Raw genomic sequence first — 18,808 nt, 5'->3', positions numbered from 1 at the left:
GGCCCCGGCCCCTCTTCCAGGGAAAAGGTCAAGGGAAGGCGCGCCTCACCTTCCTTCCAGATTGTATCTGAGCGGCACCACGATATCGCCTTCCATTCCTTCCGGCGGCGGCGGTACCGGCGATGCTTCCTCGACCAGCACCATGGCGGCACGGTCGAGCGCGGCATAACCGGACGAGCGGTAGACCGAGGCAGCGGAAACGGCGCCGTCGCGCTCGATGAACATGCGCATATAGACGATGCCGGTTTCGTCGTTCGCTCTCGCGTCGGAGGGGTAGCGCTTGTAACGCGCCAGATGCGCGCCAAGCCGCGCCTGCCAGGTCACCTTGACGTCGTTCGGCACCCTTACGCCTCGCACGGCCTGCGGCGCGGCCAGCCTGTCGGCGCGGGGCGCCTCCACCTTGCTTGGGGCGGATGTCCGCGGGGCCGGCGCGGCGCGCGAATCCGCCTGCGCTTCCTGCGCCTCTTCGCTTCTGCGAACCGGCTCCGGACGCCTGGAGGGAATGGCCACCTCGGCCTTGTCGACCTTCTTTTCGGTTTCGGGTTCCGGTTCGCGATCGGGCTCGGGCATCGGCTTTTCGACCGGTTCCGGCTTTTCCGCTTCCTGCTTCTTCGACGGCGCGGCGGCCTGCATTTCCAGAAGGTCGGGTGCGAGATCGGCTCTGGTCTCGTTCGTCGGCGCCATCCTTTCCGCCGCGAGTTCGACCATCATCGCGTCGGCGGGAAGCGTATGCATCGCCGCGTCCGGTTCGTGCAGGATCCACCAGGCAAGTCCCAGATGCGCGCCGAGCGCCATGATCGACGCGGACGCCCACAGCACAAGGCCCGATCGTCCGCCGCTTTCCCGCCACCGCCTCATGGCGCCGCCGCCGCACCTTCGAGACCGACCAGCGCGACTTTCAGATAGCCATTGTCCCGCAGCAGATTGAGGAGGTCCATGACGGCACCGTATTCCACCTGTTTGTCCGCCCGCAGAAAGATCCGGCGATCCGTGTCGCCATCCGTCGCCTTGGCGAGCGCGGCGGGAAGCGCATCGCGTTCCACCGGCTCGTTCCCCAGGGCGACGCTCTTGCCGCCATCGAGGCTGAGATAAACGGGTTTCTTCGGACGCTCTTTCCGCTCGGCCGAGGAGGCCGGCAAATCGACCGGCATATCGACCGTCGCCAGGGGAGCGGCCACCATGAAAATGATGAGCAGCACGAGCATCACGTCGATGAAAGGCGTGACGTTGATCTCATGCGCCTCTTCCAGGCGGTCGATATCGTCGCGGCTGCGCATCGCCATCTCTCAAACAGCCGAAAGGGATTTGGGAGCCGTCGCACTCATGCCGGCCGACCGGAAGTCGATATCCCGGCTCACAAGCTGTTCGACGCCCGCGGCGGCGTCTGCGAGCCCGTGACGGTAACTGGCGATCCAGCGCGCAAACATGTTGTAGATCACGACGGCCGGAATGGCGGCGACGAGGCCGATGGCCGTTGCGAGCAGGGCTTCGGCAATGCCGGGGGCCACGACGGCGAGGTTGGTCGTCTGGGATTCGGAAATGCCGATGAAGCTGTTCATGATGCCCCACACCGTTCCGAACAGACCGACGAAGGGCGCGGTGGACCCGATGGTCGCCAAAACGCCCGTTCCCTTGTTCAGCCGCTTGCCTGCGCCGGCTTCGATCCTCAGCAATCTGGACGTCACACGCTCTTTCAGACCCTCGCCGCCGGCGCCGTCGAGCGCCGCCGCGGAGAGAGAGACCTCCTTGTCGGCTGCGCGAACCATGTCCGCCACAGGGCCGGATCGATCCTGAAGCAGACCCACCGCGTCTGAAAGACCGGCGGCGCCAAGCACCTCGTCGCTCGCCCGGCCCGCCCTAAGCTCCGCAATGAGGATCTCGGCGCTCTTGGCCAGGAAGACGGTCCAGGTCACCACGGATGCGAAGACGAGACCGATGATGACGGCCTTCACGACCCAGTCCGCCGACAGGAACATGCCCCAGGGCGACAGGTCGTGCGGGAGGCCGGTATCTTCCTCCGCTTCCTCCTCGGCGTCCTGCCCTTCGGCCGATTGCGCTTCGGCGTCCGGCGCTTCGGCTTCGTCCGCGTCCGTATCCAGGGACGGGCTATCGGGCGCGGCCTCCGACATCGTCTCCGCATTCAGCCCTTCCGCCAGGGGCGCTTCGTCCGCCGGCTTCACCGGCGCCTCCTGCGCACCGGCCGACGAGCCGATTGCCGATATGAAGAGAAACCCGCACAGGATCAGTATGTGCGGAACGAATCGACCCACCGCTCTCATGCGAAGACCTCTTGTGCTATCTCGCGCACCCGCGCAAATGCCTCATCCGCGCCTTGCAGCATTCTCTCGTCCTCGACCTCCCCGAATTCGAGCCCGTCGATAGCTGCCGTGAAGCGGCGCCAGTGGAGCCCGCGCCCGTCGGGATGCCCCGCCAGATGACGCGCGCCGTTGTTTTCGGAAAGCCCGATCTTCGCGACGCCCTTGAGAAGAAAAGCTGCACCAAGGTTCGATCCTTCCACGACATAGAGCCAGCCCGCCGCACGCGGCACATCCGCGCTCGCGCCGAAGAGCGGCGCCTTTTCGGGCGACGGCAATGCGAGCCCCAAATCCTCGAAATCCTTCTCGATCAGACCCAGCCTGCGCCGGTCGGCCAGATCGGGCAGCAAACCGCCCAGGACGGGGTCGAGATAAAGCGCGTCGACATCGCGATGAAGGATATATTGCATCCGGAGGAAGCAGCCATATCGGTCGCGGTCGGCGAACGGCTCCGACGCCATGATCGCCTTGTCCAGTTGTTCATGCGCCTCATGCGTCGAAGCTCTCAGGCGCTGCCATCGTCCTTCCCGGCCGCGCACATCCTCGATCTCCATTGAAAAACTCCTTGTACAAATCTGTCTGGCGAGACATGGCCTCGGCCGCGACGGATCAGAAATTGTAGGTGAAGGATGCGCGGAAGGTTCTTCCCGGCGAGGGCATGAGGCCGGTATTGAGCGCATCCATGTAGTAGGCGTCCAGCACGTTGTCGACGTTCACATCCAGGCTGAGATTCTCGTTCACTTCGTAGGTCGCGAAGAAATCCACCAGCGTGTAATGATCCCATATGGCCAGCGTGGTATAGCCGCCGCTATCCCTGTTGGATGAGGATGCCGGGCGGTCGCCGACATAGGTCACGCGTCCGCCGAGCGTCAGCGTTTCATCGAAGAGGCGCGTTCCCAGGGTGGCATCCGCCGTCCATTCGGGCGGCAAGTGCATCTGCGCATAGCCGTTCTTCACGCCGCCGCTCCAGCACTCCTCCTTCTGCCGGCAGAACTCCGCATAGGTGTGGAGCGTTGCCGACATGCCGGTGAAGACCACGCCTGCGTCATAGTTCAGTTCCGCCTCGAACCCTTCGAACCAGGCATGTTCCATGTTGCGAATGCGTGCGCCGCCGAAACCGCCCCAGGTGTTGATGCTGCGCGTCAGATAGTCCTTCACGTAGTTGTTGAAGTAAGCGAACTTTCCGCGCAGGGCATCGCCCTGAAGGAACGCGCCGTTCTTGAGATAGTTGACGCCGAACTCCCAATCCTGCGCCCGTTCCGCCTTCAGGTCGAGATCGGGATCGGGGGTCTGGGACCAGCCGCCGGACGTCTCGAAGATACTCGGCAGACGGATCGCTTCCGCGTAACGCCCGTAGACCTGGAACCCGTCGAGCGGTTCCACGGTGATCGCATAGATCGGCGCGAAGCCGGCATTGGTCTGCTCGTTATGCACGACCCCGCCGGAAGAGGGGCGGTTATCGCGGGAATGCGCCGCCGTGTAGCGAACAGCCGATTCCAGCTTGAGCCAGTCGAAGGGTTTCCACTCGCCGGAGAGGAAGGCGCTCCCCTCTTCGCGGCGTGCATATCGCGCCTCAAGAATACCCCCTGCGCCAGGATCCTTGCTCGCGACATCCTCGGGCGGCTCGATGGTGCCGGCCGTATAGGAGCCGCCATAGTCGAAAGTGAAATCGCCGACACCGGTATCGAGTTTCGTCCGGTTGTAGATTGTGCCGCCCCAGCGCTTCGCCACATCCCAGTAGCCCTGACCGAAGTCGAAGCCGAAGAAACGGTAAGGCGTCCGGATCTGCGTTTCCGTCCGTGTACGCCAGACTTCGGCGGTCAGATCGAAAAGATCGCTGTCGGCCGGATTCCAGTTGTAGTTCGCCGTATAGGTGTCGACCGTGACTTCGGAAAGCGGCGCCTGCAATGCGCCTTCTCCTCGAATGATGACGGAGGGCATCAGCTCGCCGAACTCGCTTTCATACCGGCGGTAGGAAAGCGTGAGGCTTTGATCTGCCCAGGGACGGAACTCCCCCTTGATGAGGTAGGAGGTGTTTTCCATCGAGGTATTCAGAACCTCTTCGCCCGCGCGGAAGCGGTTCAGCCCCTCGAAACCGACAGTGTATCCAGAGCCGGTGTCCCGGATGATGGGTGTGGGCGTATCGCCCTTCGTTCCGGCGTGATAGTTGCCCTGCTTGCGGCGCACATAGGCCCCAAGCAGATCTATCCGGTCTGATTTGTAGGCGATGGCAGCGCTGCCGAAACCGGCCGTCGGCTCCAGGAAGGCGGGCCGGTTCATGCCGGTGGGCGCCCCCAGATCGCTCGGCAGGCCGCCGTAAGGGTAGCTCCCCGACCCGTAATAACCGCCGGTTGTGTAGGGCGGCGGTGGCTCGCTCGTATTGCCCATCAACCCGCCCCGGATGCGCGCGCCCCAGCTATTGCCGGACTTTACGATGTCGTCCGCCCGCAAGGTGCGCATCACGGCGACACCGCCGGTGGCGCCGGTGCCGTAGACGCCCGAGCTCGGGCCTTTCTCGATAACCACACCGCCTATCAGGTCGGGATCGATATAGTTGCGCGAGGCGACGCCCGAATATCCGCGATAAACCGTATTCTGCTGGACGGACCCGTCGATGACGACGGGCACGCGCCCCTGCCCCTGCATGCCGCGAATATTGATGTCGATGGCGCCGCTATTGCGATTGTCGCCCGTCATCACGCCGGGCTGGCCTTTCAGGAAATCGCCGACCGACGTGCCCCGAAAGCGTTGAATCTCCTCCTGAGGAATGTAGACGACGGAGCTGGAGGATTCGTAGTTGAGATCCGCCGGATTCTGCACCGGCACGGCCGTGATATCGATCGCATCCAGCATCAGGGCGTCATCGTCGGCGACCGGCATCCGGTCGAGCACGATGGATTGCGCACCGCTTACCCGGTAGGTCACGCCGGTGCCCGACAGCAGGCGGCGCATCGCTTCTTCCACGGTAAAGTTGCCGCGCAGGCCGCCGCTCACCGTATTTTCCGGCAGCTCGAAGGAATAGGCGATACGCCATCCCGATACGGCGCCGACATCGGCGATCGCCTCGGCCAGGGGCTTTGCGTCTATGTCGAAGGCATAACGCCGGACTTCGCTGGCGGCGGGAACTTCTTGTGCCGAAGCCGGGGAAGACACGAACAGGGCGGACAATGCGAGCGCCGTCCCGCCCATCAGATATGCAGCAAGACAACGTCTTCCGGTTTCAGTCCCCGACATCGAAAATCACCCCTTTTTTACTACTGGCCAAGGCGGTCGTCCTCGACCTTTCACCGAGTAAAATGCGCGAATGAGAGTGATCCTCACTTGCAGGATGAAATTTTCCGGAGATGTGCGGTTCGGCCGCGAAGAGGGGTCAGTAGACGACCGTCACCCAGGGTGTCGCATGTATGATTTCGCCGCCCGTGGCGGCGGCAATCGTGTTCAATGCCGCATCAATGTCATCGAGCGGAAAGGTGCCCGATACGGTTTCCACACCGAGCCGATCGCCGACGACGATCCAGCCGGGCTCCTGCCGCGACAATATCCCGGCCACTTCTCTTACCGGACGATCCCTCACGACGAGACGCCCCGACATCCATGCGAGTTCGTCGTCGATATTCGCGGCTTTCACCGGGCCCGCATGCCCCTCCCTCACGGAGACGAGATCGCCCGGCACGAGAATCCTGGGCTCGGAGTCCTTTTTTCCGGTGACCTCCACGCGCCCCTTCTGCACGACGACATGCATCGTGTCGCCCAGCGTATTGACGTTGAACCGGGTTCCCACGACACGAACCCTGCCGCCCTCGGCCTCCACGACGAAGGCGGGGGACCCGCCATGCCGCACATCGAAGAAGGCCTCGCCATGCAGGATATCCACGCGCCGTTCCGTTTCGCTGAAATGAAGCGCAAGGGCGGTGTCCGCGCCTATCCAGGCCGACGAGCCGTCGGGCAAATTCACTTCGGTGACCGATTTGTGGCCCGATGCGATATCCGCCCCCCAGTCCGTCAGCATCTCGGGATTCACGACCCAGATCGACAGCAGAACCATTGCAAGCGCGGCGGGGGCGGCGGCCCATGTCCGCACGGACCAGAAAAAACGCTGAAAAGCGCCGCGCAGCGGATAGTGGCTGGCCGTCACCTCGGCAGGCGCCTCCAACTGCGCCCAGAGAACGCGCATTTCGTCGAAGGCCAGCCGGTTTCCGGCATCCCTATTCAGCCATTCGTCGAAAGCGCGCGCTTCCGTCCGCGACATGGAGCCGCCTGCCCGCTTGGCCAGCCAGAGCGCCGCATCGTCTTTCTGTTTTTCCGTCGGCCGGCTCTCGACACCCATCTGCTACCCGTTCGGCATTGAGCACATGCGCCTGTACGCACCGCGTGGACCTGTCGGTCTCCTGTCCTGTTAAACGGACGGCGAAGCGATATCCACACATATAATGTACAAAACAGGATTACATACGATCCCGATAGGCCGAAAGGCTCGCCTGGCAATGGCGCAAGGCCCGGGCGATATGCTTTTCCACCGCGCTGACGGAAATGTCGAAGCGCGCGGCGATTTCGGCATTCGGCACCCCCTCCACCCGGTGGAGAATGAAAATCTCCCGGCAGCGGGTACTGAGTTCCTCCAGCGCTCCATTCAACGCTTCCAGCTCCGAGCGTCCTTCGAACACCTGTTCGGGCGTCGGCGTCTCGCAGGCGAGTTGCTGGGGCTGGATCCGGTCCATGATCCGGTCTCGACGCCATTCCGTCCGCAAATGCTCGGTCGCCGCATTGCGCGCCGCCGCGTACAAGACCTTGGTATCGGCATCGAGCGAGCCGCGGCTGCCGCTCTTGAACACGCGCGAAAACACATCCTGCACCAGCTCGGACGCCACCTCCCGGTTATGGACACGCCGCGTCACCATCGCCTCGAGACGGCGATGATGGTTCACGAACAACTGTGCGACACGATCACGCCACGCCGTCATCGCACCCTGTCTCCTTCGAAAGGCAAGCCGGCAGCCCGTCACCGGATATGAAAACAGTTCCGACGCGGGGATCGGCACATGCCGATGCATGCTCCGTCGCCCTGTGCGCGGATAACCAAGCGCCCCCGCCCGACATCACTTGCCCCAGTTAATTGCGAATGATTTGCATTTTTATATAAGTTCCGCGCCGCTGGCAAGTCATGCAGAGGAAGAGAAAAGGGATCGGGGCCCGGCAGCCCCGGAGAGGGTTTTCAGCCCGCCATCTCAGAGCGCGTCCGCCCTAGATCGCGAATTCCCGGCGCAGGGCGGCGGCCATTTCCGCCACGGTACTCTCGATCAATGTCCTGCCCTTTTCGGCCGAGGCCGCGCGGGCGGGCGCCAATACGCCGGATGACGGCACGCCCTCGCCGGTCTGCGGATAGACGTCATGTCCGGGAAAGGCCCCCGTAGCATCCTCCGGCAGTGCGTCGAGATCGACCAGGTGCGGCTGCAAGGCGAGCATCATGGATGTTTCGAGAAGCGCCGCATGCTCCAGATCGACGCCCGGAAAGGCACCTTCGAACATGCTCTCCAGAACGGCTTGCGGCGTGTAGTTCCAGTACTCGCAGCGCACGACCCGCATCTCCTCCTGCGACCGCGCAAGGTCCCGCAAGGCGAGGTCGATGCCCTCCGTCAGGAACCACTGGTTCTCCACATGACCGTTGACGACGACGACGCGGCGCGCGCCGTGCCGCGCCAGTTCGCGCAGAATGTCGCGCAGCATCGCCGTCAGCGTCGCGCCGTCCAGGCTCGTCGTGCCGGGGAAGAGCTGTCCGCCGCCACTGCGGGACTGCGACTTGTAGCCATAGCGCAACCCCGGCAGCTGCAGCCCGTCCAGTGCCTCGGCCGCCCGCGCCGCCATGGCGGCGGAGAGAATGGCGTCGCAGCCCATCGGCAGATGCGGCCCATGCTGTTCGAGGGCGCCGGCCGGCAGGAAGATGATCGGATCGTCTTTCAGCCGGTCCCGATAGGTCGTCCAGGACATGAGGTCGATCCGCCGATGGGCATATTCCGTTTCGATCATTTCAACTCTCGCCTTCAGCGCATCACCGCGCCGCCATTGGGGCTGACGACATCGCCGCAGAAGAAACTCGCCCGCGACGAGGCCAGAAAGAGAATGCTCTGGGCAATCTCGGAAGGGTCGGCATAACGGCCCAGCGGAATCTCGTTCACATCCTCCTCATGACCGGGCACCTGCGCTTCCTTTTCGAGCATGGGCGTATGCGTCGGACCGGGCGCCACGGCGTTGACGCGGATCGACGGCGCAAATTCGCGCGCCAGAGAGCGCGTCAGGCTGATGACCCCACCCTTCGCCGCCGTATAGGGCGCGAAATGCGCGCGCCCGCTGAGCGCCAGTTCCGATGCGATATTGACGATCGCGCCGCCTTGCGCGCGCATATGCGGGATCGCCGCGCGGCAACAGAGAAAGACGGATTTGAGATCGGTATCGATGATCCTGTTCCAGTCGTCCTCGGTGGTTTCGAGAAAGGGCTTCACCTGCGAGATGCCCGCATTGTTGACGAGCACGTCGAGCCTGCCGGTCGCTTTCGCCAACCCGTCGACCATGCGCTGCACGCCAGCCGCATCGCAAACGTCGGCTTCGCATTCGACCAGTTTGCCGGGGAGGTCGCGCAGTTCATCGGCCATCCCGGCGAATAGCGCCGGCTGACCGGGATGATTGACGCCGACCGTCGCGCCTTCCCGAAGGAAGGCTTCCGCCGCCGCCCGGCCGATACCCGTGACCGCGCCCGTCACGAGTACCGTTTTGCCGGCGAATTCCATCGCGTCGTCGCTCACGCTCTTTCCTCTCACACGACGGTCAGGAAGGAGACGCCATGGACGCCGAGGAACCCGTCGGCGCGGCCGGGCCCTTCGCCGATGGACCCTGCGTCGAGCGCTTCGATGCGCTTGAGACGATTGGCCCGGAACGAACGCCACAGCTCGCTATAGGGCAGCACCTGCGGCGCGTCCGCCGGGTAGCTCTGGCGATGCACTTCCGGCAGCCTGTACCAGGGGATGGTGGGCGCGTCGTGATGCACGGAGTGATAGCCGAAATTCAGGTTGAGCAGATTGAGCCAGGGATGGCGGACCGAAATCAGGTTCGAATAAGTGTGGTGCAGATCGTAATCGTCGCCGCCCCGGCCTTCGCGCGAGACCTTTTCATTCGCACTGTCGACGAGAAAGAACTCATAGGCATGGGCATAGGCGTCGGCGATGAAAAGCTCGGTCAGGAAGATCATATAGGCGACCGCGTAACCCAGCAGCGCCCAGGGGCTCAGCATGAAAAGGAAGACGAAGAACGCAACGCGCGTCAGGCCGACGAAAATCACGCGCGGCCGCTCCGATGCGAATTCCTTCCGGATGAAGGGCCGCGCCACGACCTGGTAATGCATGATGAGTTCGACCGCCGGGACGTAACACCATTCCAGCGCGTAGACGAGGCGGCGAAGCCAGCCCGGCGCCGTTTTCAGAAAGACACGCGGATCGAAGAGCGCCAGATCGGCGCGGTCGACATGATGGCGCATATGCATGCGCACGATACGGGCGATGGGCGCATAGGCCGCGCCGCAAAACCATGAAAGCATTTCGCCGACCGCGAGCGTGACCTTGCGGCTACTGAAGATCGCCATATGCGCGAGATCGTGGATCAGATAGGCCGCGACGATCAGCGAATGGGCGACAAGCAGCGTGCCCGCGATCCACGCGACCGGATGACCGAGCGCCAGCAGGGCGATGCCGGCGGCATGCGCGACGGCGATATAGGAGAACGCAAGCGTGTTGGGGATCGCGCCATCGCTATGACGCCAGAAAGTTGAGTGTGATGGCATGGCCGGGCTCCTCGTGACGGGAAAGGCGATGTCCGGACGATACGAAACTACCTCTAAAATTACAACTATTTTTATCTGTTTATTTATTGCCGGTTTTGTGTGCATATAGGCGAAAATATCGGCAGGTGACACATGAAGAGATCCGCAAAACCGGACGAACGCCATCGGCAGCGCCACAAATTCGTCCAGGCCCTGAACGCCATGGACGGCTCATGGGTCCGCTTCCTTCAGGACAAGGACATATTGGATATCAACTATTCGGACCTCTATACCGGCCTCTGGGCCGCCGAAACGCCGGTGCGTAAACAGGAGGCCCTCCTTCTCATGCGCCATCTCAGCCCGCAGACCGCGAAGAAGTATCTCGACAACGCGGTCGCCAAAGGGCTCATCGTCGAACTGCCCGATCCAAGCGACGGACGCGCCAAGCTGATCGCCCTGTCGCCGGACCTCAAAAGCCGCCTGGAAGATTTCTTCGACAACGCAATCGAGATCTTCCGCAAGGCGCTGGCGTGAGGGGCCGGCGGTGTCGACAGGCGGCAGACCAGTTGCCTCTGTCCGGTTCCCTTAATTTCAGGGGATTTTCACACGAGACCGGCCGGGAACGGTCATATTCTCAAACGGACAATGGACTGCTGTCGGCACGTTCAGGGGCTTCGCCCGCTCTCTTGTTTCCCCTCGAATAGCCGCCCCCAGGAGAAGAATGACGGCCGTCTCGCGCGGCAGCGCGGCCAAACTCCGGGAAAGAGCATCCAGCCTTGTGCGTATCTGAACCTCGTCCGCGCGCCCTGCATTCCCGACGATGAGTGCCTGCGCTTCTCCGGACCACCCCGCGGAAAGCAGTCCGGCCTGGATTTTCGGCGCTGCCTTGCGCGCCATGTAAATCGCGCTGGTGACATGCGGGTCGCAAAGGCCCGATGCGACGGGATCGAAATCGCTGCCGTCCTCCGCATGCCCCGTCACGAACTGCACACGCCGCGCCTTGCCGCGCAGGGTGAGAGAAATGCCGGTAGCGGCGGCAGCGGCGGATGCCGCGGTAATGCCGGGGACGACCTCATAGCTCACGCCAGCCTCTTTCAGCGCCGAGACCTCCTCCGCGAGGCGTCCGAATATCGCGGGATCGCCGCCCTTGAGCCGGACCAGACGGTGGCCTCGCCGTGCCAGCCTGACCAACAGGGTGTTGATACGATCCTGCGGCATGGAATGCCTTCCCGCGCGCTTGCCGACACTGATCAGGCGAACATCCGGCGGGACAAGGCCGAGTATCTCCCGCGGCACCAGAGCGTCATGTAAAACCACCCGCGCAGACTGAAGTCTTTGCAGGGCGCGGATCGTCAGCAATTCGGGATCGCCGGGTCCAGCGCCGACAAAGGAAACCTGTGCTTCGCGTCGACGGATAGCGCTCATGCCGCTTCCTCTCTCTGCCGTTCGTCGATCAGTTTTCGGATGTCCGCCCGGCACGATCCGCAATTCGTTCCCGCGCCCGTGCATTCGCCCACTTCCTTCACATTGGTGAGTGCGTGTTCGGCGATGGCATCGACGATCGTATCGGCACGAACGCCCATGCAGGCGCAGACGACGGGACCTTGCGGCTTGCCGCTCGCGGATTGCCCGGAAAGAAGCGCCCGGCGCATTTCGTCGTCCAATACACCGGACGCAAACAAGCCTGCCAGCCAATCGCGCGAGGGGAGCCGTCCGTTTCCCGACAGCATCAGGCAGGACATCAGCCTGCCTTGATTCAAGCGAGCGGTGCGGAGCGATCCGAGCGTATCGTCGCGCATTTCAATCACTTCGTCGCCCTCGAGCGGCGGGCCCGCCAGCGCATCCATTTCGGGAGAACGCTCGCCATCAGACAGCCCGGCCAGTTCATAGAGATACCCCGCCTCTATCCTGCGGCGCGTCCAATAGCCGAACCCGGCTGTCGCGATCTCGGTGCGGGTCAGGAAGAAGGCATGCCATACAGGCTCCAGCGGGCCGAGGCGCACGTTCGTATTCTTGAATGCGGGCTGGCCGGAGACCGGATCCGTCAGCGGATGCACGAGACGCCCAACTGCTCCGGCAGCGCTGTTCATGTCCGACCAATGAATGGGCATGAACAGCGAGCCACGGCGCTGACCGGGCGCGATGCGCGCGCGGGCAACCGCTTGCCCCTGTTCCGTTTCCAGCCGGACGAGGTGTCCATCGCCGATATTGCGCGCACGGGCGTCATCGGGATGAATTTCGACGAAGGGCTCCAGCTCGTTTGCGCTCAGCGTTACCGACAAGCCGGTTCGCGTCATGGTGTGCCATTGATCGCGAATACGACCGCTGTTCAGCACAAGCGGGAAATTCCGATCCGGTGAGGAAGCAGACACAGGAGTCCCGACAAACTTCGCCCTGCCTGTCGCAGTAGGAAATTCACCGAGGCCGAAAAGGCGCGCCGACCCCGCAGCGTTCCGCCGGATGGGCCATTGCACCGGTTGCAGTGCGTCGTAATCTTCCTCCGAAAGACCGGCGAGGGCCCCGATGTCGAAGACGCGGCTTCCATTGTTTTCGAAAGCGGAAAGCGCCGCATGTTCGCGGAAAATATCCGCCGGGCCGTCATAGGAAAACGCGTCGGCAAAGCCCATGCGCCGCGCGAGCTCGCTCACCATCCACCAGTCGGGCCGCGCTTCGCCCGGCCTGTCCAGAAAAGCGCGCTGACGCGAGATACGGCGTTCGGAGTTCGTCACCGTACCGTTCTTTTCTCCCCAGGCCGCCGCCGGCAGAAGCATGTCGGCATAGATCGCTGTGTCCGTTCCTTCCACGCAATCGGACAACACCACGAATTCGCATCGCTCAAGGGCGGCGCGGACGCGGTTCGAATCGGGCAGGCTCACCGCCGGATTGGTTGCCATGATCCAGACGGCCTTGATCTTTCCGTCCGCCATGGCATCGAACATATCGACCGCCTTGCGCCCCGGCTTTGTCGTGAGCCTGTCCGTCCCCCAGAAGCGGGAGAGCAGGTCGCAGGCCTCGCCGGAGAATTCCAGATGCGCGGCGAGCTGACCTGCAAGCCCTCCCACCTCGCGCCCGCCCATCGCATTGGGCTGACCCGTCATCGAAAAGGGGCCCATACCGGGCCGGCCCACACGCCCCGTCAGCAAATGACAGTTGATGATGGCATTGACCTGATCGACGCCCTTTTCGGACTGGTTGATACCTTGCGAGAACAGCGTGACGGTACGTTCCGTTTCAGCAAACCAGCGGATGAATGTCTCCAGGTCGTTTTCATCGAGACCGCAAGCCCCGGCCGCCGATGCAAGCGATCCACGACCGGTCGCGGCCATGGCAAGCGCATCGTCCAGACCTTCCGTATGCGCCGACACGAAGGCGGTATCCGCGGCACCGCGCGCGTGGAGTTCGCAGAACAACGTATTGAACAAGGCAAGATCGGCACCCGGCGAGACGGCAAGATGCAGGTCGGCATCGTCGCAAGTGGCCGTGCGCCGCGGATCGATCACAACAATGCGCGTTCCCCGCTTCTCTTTCGCTTCAAGCAAGCGGCGATAGAGGATCGGATGGCACCAGGCCGTATTGGAGCCGACCAGCACGACGAGATCGGCTTCTTCGAAATCCTCGTAGCATCCGGGAACGACATCCTCGCCGAAAGCGCGTTTGTGGCCTGCCACGGCGGACGACATACACAGACGCGAATTCGTGTCGATATTGCCGCTGCCGATGAACCCCTTCATCAGCTTGTTGGCGACATAGTAATCTTCGGTGAGGAGCTGCCCGGAGACATAGAAGGCAACCGCATCCGGCCCGTGACGTTCAATCGTATCGGAAAAACGCCTGGCCATTTCGTCAAGCGCCTCGCACCAGCCGATACGTTTTCCCCGATGGACCGGATGGAGAAGTCTTTTCTCCATACCGATCGTCTCGCCCAGCATGCTCCCCTTGGAGCAAAGGCGCCCGTAATTGGCCGGATGCGTGTCATCTCCCGCGATCACCGCCTGCCGTCCGGTTGCCCGTTGCGCGGAAACCCCGCAGCCAACACCGCAATAGGGACAAGTGGTTTTCGTCGAACCGGTTTTTGTCGGGGCGCTTTTTGTCATTGTCGTTGGCCTGACGCGAAACAAGCATCGATTGCCTCGCCGACACCTCCCCGCCTATTCGGCCGCTGCGACCGCCGTCGCCGCAGCGTCGATGAAAATGCGATCGCCGTCGCGTTTCAGATCGAAAGTGCGCACAGCTCCTTCATCCGCACCGAGGGCTTCGCCCGTCTCCAGCGACATCACCCAATTGTGCAGGGGGCACGTCACGCCCGTGCCGTGTACGATGCCCTGGCTGAGAGGTCCGCCCTTGTGGGGGCAGCGATCCTCGATGGCATAAACCTCGTCCGCCGCCGTGCGGAAGACGGCGATCCGGCCGGCAGGCGTTTCCAGGCAGCGTGCGCCCCGCAAGGGAATATCGGAGAGGTTGCCGATTTCGATCCAGTTTCTCATCGCCTTCACTCCGCCGCTCGGGGAAAACCGATATCCGCCATGGGCCTGAACTCGTGCTTGTCCTTGCCCGACACGCGCTCGGACCAGGGATCGACCTGGGCGAATTTCTGGGAGAAGACAAAGCGGTCGAAATAGGCCCTGCGACGCTCGCCGTCTTCCATGATCTGGCGGCGAATTTCGTTGTAACCGACGCGCTTTGCCCATTTATAGATGCGCTCCAGATAACGGGCCTGCTCCCGGTACATCTGGACCAGCGCCACGACATGCTCCAGCGCGTCTTCTTCGGTCGCGACCAGGCCGAGTTTCTCGGTTCCCTGAATTTCCAGACCGGCAGCCCCCGCGAAATGGATCTCAAAGCCGGAATCGACGCAAATAATGCCGACATCCTTGCAGGTCGCTTCCGCACAGTTACGCGGACAGCCCGAGACGGCCATCTTCACCTTGGCAGGCGTCCAGGATCCCCACATGAATTTTTCGATGCGCACGCCAAGACCGGTGGAGTCCTGCGTACCGAAGCGGCACCAGTCCGTGCCGACGCAGGTCTTCACCGTCCGGAGACCTTTGGCATAGGCATGACCGGACACGAAACCCGCCTTTCCGAGATCGGCCCAGACAGCCGGCAGGTCTTCCTTCCGAATGCCCAGCATGTCGATACGCTGACCGCCGGTCACCTTCACGGCGGGAATATCGAACTTGTCCACCACATCGGCGATGGCGCGCAGTTCCGTAGAACTCGTCATGCCGCCCCACATGCGCGGCACGATCGAATAGGTGCCATCCTTCTGAATATTGGCGTGGACTCGCTCATTGATGAAGCGCGACTGGTAGTCGTCCGCATATTCCTCCGGCCAGTCGCAGACAAGGTAGTAGTTGAGGGCGGGCCGGCATTTGGCACACCCGTCGGGCGTCTTCCATTCCAGTTCCTGCATGACTTCGGGAATGGTTTTCAGCTCTTTCGCCTTTATCAGGCGGCGGACATCGTCATGCCCCAGCTCGGTGCAGCCGCAAACCTGCTCCACCGCCGCCGGGTTATAGGTATCGCCGAGCGTGAGAGACAAAAGCTGCTCGACGAGCCCCGTGCAGGATCCGCAGGATGCAGATGCCTTGGTGTGGGCGCGTACCTCGGCGAGCGAGGTCAACCCCTTTTCGTGGATGGCGCCGACGATTTCCCCCTTGCAAATGCCGTTGCAGCCGCAGATCTCGCCCGTGTCGGCGAGGGCCGCAACGGCCGCGTTAGGGTCCGCGGTCGCGCCTCCTGCAAAGGCCGGTCCGAAGATGAGCGTCTCGCGGCTCTCCGAAATATCCTCGGCATCCTTCAGCAGCTGGAAATACCAGTTGCCATCCTGCGTATCGCCATAGAGAACCGCGCCGATGATCCGGTCATCGAAGATAACGATACGCTTGTATATGCCTCGCGCCGCATCGCGATAGACGATGTCGTCGCGGTCGTCGCCAGGCGCGAAATCGCCTGCCGAGAAAACATCGACACCGGTCACCTTGAGCTTCGTACTGGTGACCGAACCGCCATATCCGTCGCTGTCGACGGCGGCGAGCGTGTCGGCCGCGGCGCGGCACATGTCCCATATGGGCGCAACCAGTCCATAAACCTGTCCGCGATGTTCCACGCATTCGCCGACCGCCATGATGCACGGATCGGAGGTCTGCATGAAATCGTCCACGAGAATGCCCCGATTGCATTCAAGCCCCGCTTTCTGCGCAAGCGAGATATTGGGACGAATTCCGGCCGCCATCACGACGAGACCGGCGGGCACCACACGGCCGTCCTTCAGTTTCACGCCTTCGACGACATTCTCTCCCAGAATTTCCTCCGTCGAGGCGCCTGTCAGAACTTCAATGCCGCGCGACTCCAGCTCCCGGCGGAGCAGAAAACCGGCCGCCTCGTCGAGCTGGCGCTCCATCAACGTGTCTGTGAGATGGATGACGGTGACATCCATTCCGTTCGTCCTGAGACCGTTGGCAGCCTCCAGCCCCAGCAGGCCGCCGCCGATAACGACCGCCCGGCCGCCTTTGCCGGCAGCCGCCGTCATGCGGCGAACATCCGCGATATCGCGAAAGGCGATCACCCCGTCGAGCGCCGCTCCGGGCACAGGAATGATGAAAGGCATGGACCCCGTTGCGATCAGCAGCCGGTCGTAACCGGTACGCTCACCCTTGTCGGTGAGAACCTGGCGGCCTGCAGGATCGATGGCAATGACCTCCTCGCCGGCACGTAACGCGATGCCGTTTTCGTCATACCAATCGCGCCCGTTGATGATGATTTCATCGAAGGTCGTTTCTCCGGCCAGCACGGGCGACAGCATGATCCGGTTGTAGTTCACCTCCGGCTCGGCGCCGAAGATGGTGATGTCATAGATATCCGGGGCGCGCGCGAGCAGCTCCTCCACCGCTCGGCAACCGGCCATGCCATTTCCGATAACGACCAGTTTCTTTCGCTCGCTCATGGTCAAGCCGCCTTCTCGATCCTGTTTTCGTTGAGGAAGCGCATCACCGCGGCGCGCGCCGCGAGATAATCGGCGTTCTCGCCAAGCTCGAGCCGTCGGCGCGGGCGCGGCAGGTTCACTTCATGGATCATGCCGATCCCGGCAGCCGGACCGTTGTTCATCATCACGATGCGGTCCGACAGCAGAACGGCCTCGTCGACATCATGCGTGATCATGGCGACCGTGTTGCCAAGGCGCGCATGAATGTCCATCACGCTGTCCTGAAGCTGGGCCCGGGTCAGTGCGTCGAGCGCTCCGAAGGGTTCGTCCAGCAGCAGCACTTTCGGCTCCATGGACAGGGCGCGGGCGATACCGACGCGCTGCTTCATGCCGCCGGATATTTCAGAAGGACGCTTGTTCGCGGCGTGGTCCATGTTGACGAGCGACAGCATTTCGCGCGTCCACTCATCGCGTTCGACAGAGCTTTTCCTGCCCGCAAAGACCTTGTCGACCGCCAGGCGAACATTCTCGTAGACCGAAAGCCATGGAAGCAGCGAGTGGTTCTGGAAGACGACTGCGCGTTCCGGGCCGGGCCCCTGCACAAGTTCGCCTTCGAGAAGGACGCCTCCGAGCGTCGGGTCTTCCAGCCCTGCAATGAGGTTCAACAGCGTGGACTTGCCACACCCGGAATGGCCGATGATCGAAACGAATTCGCCCTTTCCGACCGAAAGCTCGACGTCGCGCAGCGCTTCGAAGCTTCCCGAGCGCGTGTTGAACGTCTTGCCGAGCTTGCTCACATGAAGCTGTGCCTGATGCTTGTCCATGATGTCAGCCCTCCTGCATGGTGTAGTCGTAGCGTCGGCGAACGGCATTCATCACCGCCTCGAGAGCGATCCCCACGCCACCGATGATGACGATGGCCACGATGATCGAGGGCACGGAAAGATTGTTCCATTCGTCCCAGATGTAGAAGCCGATGCCGATACCGCCGGTGAGCATTTCAGCCGCGACGATGACCATCCATGCCGTCGAAAGGGACAGCTGCATCCCGGTCAGCATGTAGGGCAGGGTCGAGGGTATGTAGATGCGTGTCACCATCTCGCGACGGTTGAAATTCAACACGCGAGCGACGTTGAGATAGTCCTGCGGTATCGCCTTCACACCCGCCGCCGTGTTCAGGATCATCGGCCAGATGCTTGTGATGAAGATCACGAAGATGGCGGAAGGATCGACCGCGCGAAAAATAAGCAGGCCGATAGGCAGCCAGGCGAGCGGGCTCACCGGGCGCAGAATGTTGATGAGCGGAAGCCAGGCGCGCTCGAAGGTCTTGCTGGAGCCGATGAGGAAGCCTACCGGGATGCCGACCGCCATGGCCGCCCCGAACCCCGCCAACACACGCCCGAGCGAGTACATGACCTGCCAGGCAATGCCCATATCGTTGGGTCCGTAGACATAGAAGGGGTCGGAGAAAACTTCGACCGCCTTGTTCCAGACCGCCGGTACGTCGGGAAATGCCGGAACCAGCGTCTTCTGCATGACGGTCCAGCCGAGCAGAACGAGCGCAAATGTCACCGCCGGCAGCAGGACGACGCGCAACAGGTTTTCCATCCGCTCACGTCCCTCGCGCTCGGCAGCTTCCGCCCCATCTCCGGCTGACGCGGCGTCGGCGGAAACGGGCCGCGGCCCGGCATGCGGTTCTTTCACGAGGTCCTCTCCCGTCGGATCGACGAGTGTCAGGGCTGCAGACTTCATCGGCTCTCT

17 protein-coding genes are annotated in these 18,808 nt (G+C 62.7%); 1 reads left to right on the top strand and 16 read right to left on the bottom strand.

Going from position 1 to position 18,808, the window contains the following annotated elements; genetic code table 11:
• Positions 1 to 45: 45 nt before the first annotated feature.
• The 10 genes from FHS78_RS04710 to FHS78_RS04665 all read right to left on the bottom strand — a co-directional run bounded on the left by FHS78_RS04710 (position 46) and on the right by FHS78_RS04665 (position 10,143).
• On the bottom strand, positions 46 to 858 hold the full coding sequence (locus FHS78_RS04710; protein WP_167090958.1) for an energy transducer TonB: 813 nt from the start codon (positions 856 to 858) through the stop codon (positions 46 to 48).
• Entirely contained in the window at positions 855 to 1,283 is a 429-nt protein-coding gene (exbD, locus tag FHS78_RS04705; RefSeq protein ID WP_167090955.1) for a TonB system transport protein ExbD, read from the bottom strand. Before exbD ends, FHS78_RS04710 begins: the two co-directional genes overlap by 4 nt.
• 3 nt (positions 1,284 to 1,286) lie before the next feature.
• The gene (gene exbB, locus FHS78_RS04700) at positions 1,287 to 2,279 is read right to left on the bottom strand and encodes a tonB-system energizer ExbB (RefSeq protein WP_167090952.1); all 993 of its coding nucleotides are present in this window, start codon (positions 2,277 to 2,279) and stop codon (positions 1,287 to 1,289) included.
• Positions 2,276 to 2,869, bottom strand: a complete 594-nt coding sequence (locus FHS78_RS04695; RefSeq protein ID WP_167090949.1) for a biliverdin-producing heme oxygenase — start codon at positions 2,867 to 2,869, stop codon at positions 2,276 to 2,278. Before FHS78_RS04695 ends, exbB begins: the two co-directional genes overlap by 4 nt.
• Positions 2,870 to 2,924: 55 nt before the next feature.
• Positions 2,925 to 5,549, bottom strand: a complete 2,625-nt coding sequence (locus FHS78_RS04690) for a TonB-dependent receptor (protein WP_167090946.1) — start codon at positions 5,547 to 5,549, stop codon at positions 2,925 to 2,927.
• 136 nt (positions 5,550 to 5,685) lie between these two features.
• Entirely contained in the window at positions 5,686 to 6,642 is a 957-nt protein-coding gene (locus tag FHS78_RS04685; RefSeq protein WP_167090943.1) for a FecR family protein, read from the bottom strand.
• Between the two features lie 118 nt (positions 6,643 to 6,760).
• Positions 6,761 to 7,276, bottom strand: coding sequence for an RNA polymerase sigma factor (locus tag FHS78_RS04680; RefSeq protein WP_167090940.1), 516 nt, complete (start codon positions 7,274 to 7,276; stop codon positions 6,761 to 6,763).
• 280 nt (positions 7,277 to 7,556) lie between these two features.
• Positions 7,557 to 8,339 carry a creatininase gene (locus FHS78_RS04675; RefSeq protein ID WP_167090936.1) on the bottom strand — a complete coding sequence of 261 codons (783 nt, stop codon included), beginning with the start codon at positions 8,337 to 8,339 and terminating at the stop codon, positions 7,557 to 7,559.
• 14 nt (positions 8,340 to 8,353) lie between these two features.
• Positions 8,354 to 9,112: an SDR family oxidoreductase gene (locus tag FHS78_RS04670; RefSeq protein ID WP_205305203.1), complete on the bottom strand. Its 759-nt coding sequence runs from the start codon at positions 9,110 to 9,112 to the stop codon at positions 8,354 to 8,356.
• An 11-nt stretch (positions 9,113 to 9,123) separates the two neighbouring features.
• Positions 9,124 to 10,143, bottom strand: coding sequence for a fatty acid desaturase family protein (locus FHS78_RS04665; protein WP_167090932.1), 1,020 nt, complete (start codon positions 10,141 to 10,143; stop codon positions 9,124 to 9,126).
• A 132-nt stretch (positions 10,144 to 10,275) separates the two neighbouring features.
• On the opposite strand from FHS78_RS04665, the gene FHS78_RS04660 reads away from it, so the two are divergent.
• A complete protein-coding gene (locus FHS78_RS04660) occupies positions 10,276 to 10,656 on the top strand; it encodes a helix-turn-helix domain-containing protein (protein WP_167090929.1) in 381 nt (126 codons plus the stop codon).
• 57 nt (positions 10,657 to 10,713) lie between these two features.
• Here FHS78_RS04660 and cobA read toward each other — a convergent pair whose 3' ends face one another.
• Genes cobA through ntrB form a run of 6 tightly spaced genes read right to left on the bottom strand, consistent with a single transcriptional unit; the run spans position 10,714 to position 18,799 of the window.
• Complete coding sequence (gene cobA / locus FHS78_RS04655; protein WP_167090926.1) at positions 10,714 to 11,547, bottom strand: uroporphyrinogen-III C-methyltransferase; 834 nt, start codon at positions 11,545 to 11,547, stop codon at positions 10,714 to 10,716.
• The gene (locus FHS78_RS04650) at positions 11,544 to 14,216 is read right to left on the bottom strand and encodes a nitrate reductase (RefSeq protein ID WP_167090923.1); all 2,673 of its coding nucleotides are present in this window, start codon (positions 14,214 to 14,216) and stop codon (positions 11,544 to 11,546) included. Before FHS78_RS04650 ends, cobA begins: the two co-directional genes overlap by 4 nt.
• 54 nt (positions 14,217 to 14,270) lie before the next feature.
• Positions 14,271 to 14,606, bottom strand: coding sequence for a nitrite reductase small subunit NirD (gene nirD / locus FHS78_RS04645; protein ID WP_167090919.1), 336 nt, complete (start codon positions 14,604 to 14,606; stop codon positions 14,271 to 14,273).
• A 5-nt stretch (positions 14,607 to 14,611) separates the two neighbouring features.
• Positions 14,612 to 17,068 (bottom strand): nitrite reductase large subunit NirB, encoded by a 2,457-nt coding sequence (gene nirB / locus FHS78_RS04640; RefSeq protein ID WP_167090916.1) that lies wholly within the window; start codon positions 17,066 to 17,068, stop codon positions 14,612 to 14,614.
• Positions 17,069 to 17,070: 2 nt separating this feature from the next.
• The gene (locus FHS78_RS04635; protein ID WP_167090913.1) at positions 17,071 to 17,871 is read right to left on the bottom strand and encodes an ABC transporter ATP-binding protein; all 801 of its coding nucleotides are present in this window, start codon (positions 17,869 to 17,871) and stop codon (positions 17,071 to 17,073) included.
• 4 nt (positions 17,872 to 17,875) lie between these two features.
• Complete coding sequence (gene ntrB, locus FHS78_RS04630) at positions 17,876 to 18,799, bottom strand: nitrate ABC transporter permease (protein WP_167090910.1); 924 nt, start codon at positions 18,797 to 18,799, stop codon at positions 17,876 to 17,878.
• Between the last annotated feature and the right edge of the window lie 9 nt (positions 18,800 to 18,808).

Origin of the sequence: Parvibaculum indicum, from assembly GCF_011762095.1 — a bacterium.
GTDB classification, from domain to species: Bacteria; Pseudomonadota; Alphaproteobacteria; order Parvibaculales; family Parvibaculaceae; genus Parvibaculum; species Parvibaculum indicum.
This window is presented reverse-complemented; position numbering and strand designations above follow the sequence as displayed.

What these genes read in the sequence shown, in the direction of transcription:
- FHS78_RS04690 (WP_167090946.1), bottom strand. Translation starts at nt 5,549, where the DNA reads ATGTCGGGGACTGAAACCGGAAGACGTTGTCTTGCTGCATATCTGATG.
- nirD (WP_167090919.1), bottom strand. Translation starts at nt 14,606, where the DNA reads ATGAGAAACTGGATCGAAATCGGCAACCTCTCCGATATTCCCTTGCGG.
- FHS78_RS04685 (WP_167090943.1), bottom strand. Translation starts at nt 6,642, where the DNA reads ATGGGTGTCGAGAGCCGGCCGACGGAAAAACAGAAAGACGATGCGGCG.
- FHS78_RS04635 (WP_167090913.1), bottom strand. Translation starts at nt 17,871, where the DNA reads ATGGACAAGCATCAGGCACAGCTTCATGTGAGCAAGCTCGGCAAGACG.
- FHS78_RS04695 (WP_167090949.1), bottom strand. Translation starts at nt 2,869, where the DNA reads ATGGAGATCGAGGATGTGCGCGGCCGGGAAGGACGATGGCAGCGCCTG.
- cobA (WP_167090926.1), bottom strand. Translation starts at nt 11,547, where the DNA reads ATGAGCGCTATCCGTCGACGCGAAGCACAGGTTTCCTTTGTCGGCGCT.
- FHS78_RS04675 (WP_167090936.1), bottom strand. Translation starts at nt 8,339, where the DNA reads ATGATCGAAACGGAATATGCCCATCGGCGGATCGACCTCATGTCCTGG.
- FHS78_RS04710 (WP_167090958.1), bottom strand. Translation starts at nt 858, where the DNA reads ATGAGGCGGTGGCGGGAAAGCGGCGGACGATCGGGCCTTGTGCTGTGG.
- FHS78_RS04680 (WP_167090940.1), bottom strand. Translation starts at nt 7,276, where the DNA reads ATGACGGCGTGGCGTGATCGTGTCGCACAGTTGTTCGTGAACCATCAT.
- FHS78_RS04665 (WP_167090932.1), bottom strand. Translation starts at nt 10,143, where the DNA reads ATGCCATCACACTCAACTTTCTGGCGTCATAGCGATGGCGCGATCCCC.
- FHS78_RS04650 (WP_167090923.1), bottom strand. Translation starts at nt 14,216, where the DNA reads ATGACAAAAAGCGCCCCGACAAAAACCGGTTCGACGAAAACCACTTGT.
- exbD (WP_167090955.1), bottom strand. Translation starts at nt 1,283, where the DNA reads ATGGCGATGCGCAGCCGCGACGATATCGACCGCCTGGAAGAGGCGCAT.
- ntrB (WP_167090910.1), bottom strand. Translation starts at nt 18,799, where the DNA reads ATGAAGTCTGCAGCCCTGACACTCGTCGATCCGACGGGAGAGGACCTC.
- FHS78_RS04660 (WP_167090929.1), top strand. Translation starts at nt 10,276, where the DNA reads ATGAAGAGATCCGCAAAACCGGACGAACGCCATCGGCAGCGCCACAAA.
- nirB (WP_167090916.1), bottom strand. Translation starts at nt 17,068, where the DNA reads ATGAGCGAGCGAAAGAAACTGGTCGTTATCGGAAATGGCATGGCCGGT.
- exbB (WP_167090952.1), bottom strand. Translation starts at nt 2,279, where the DNA reads ATGAGAGCGGTGGGTCGATTCGTTCCGCACATACTGATCCTGTGCGGG.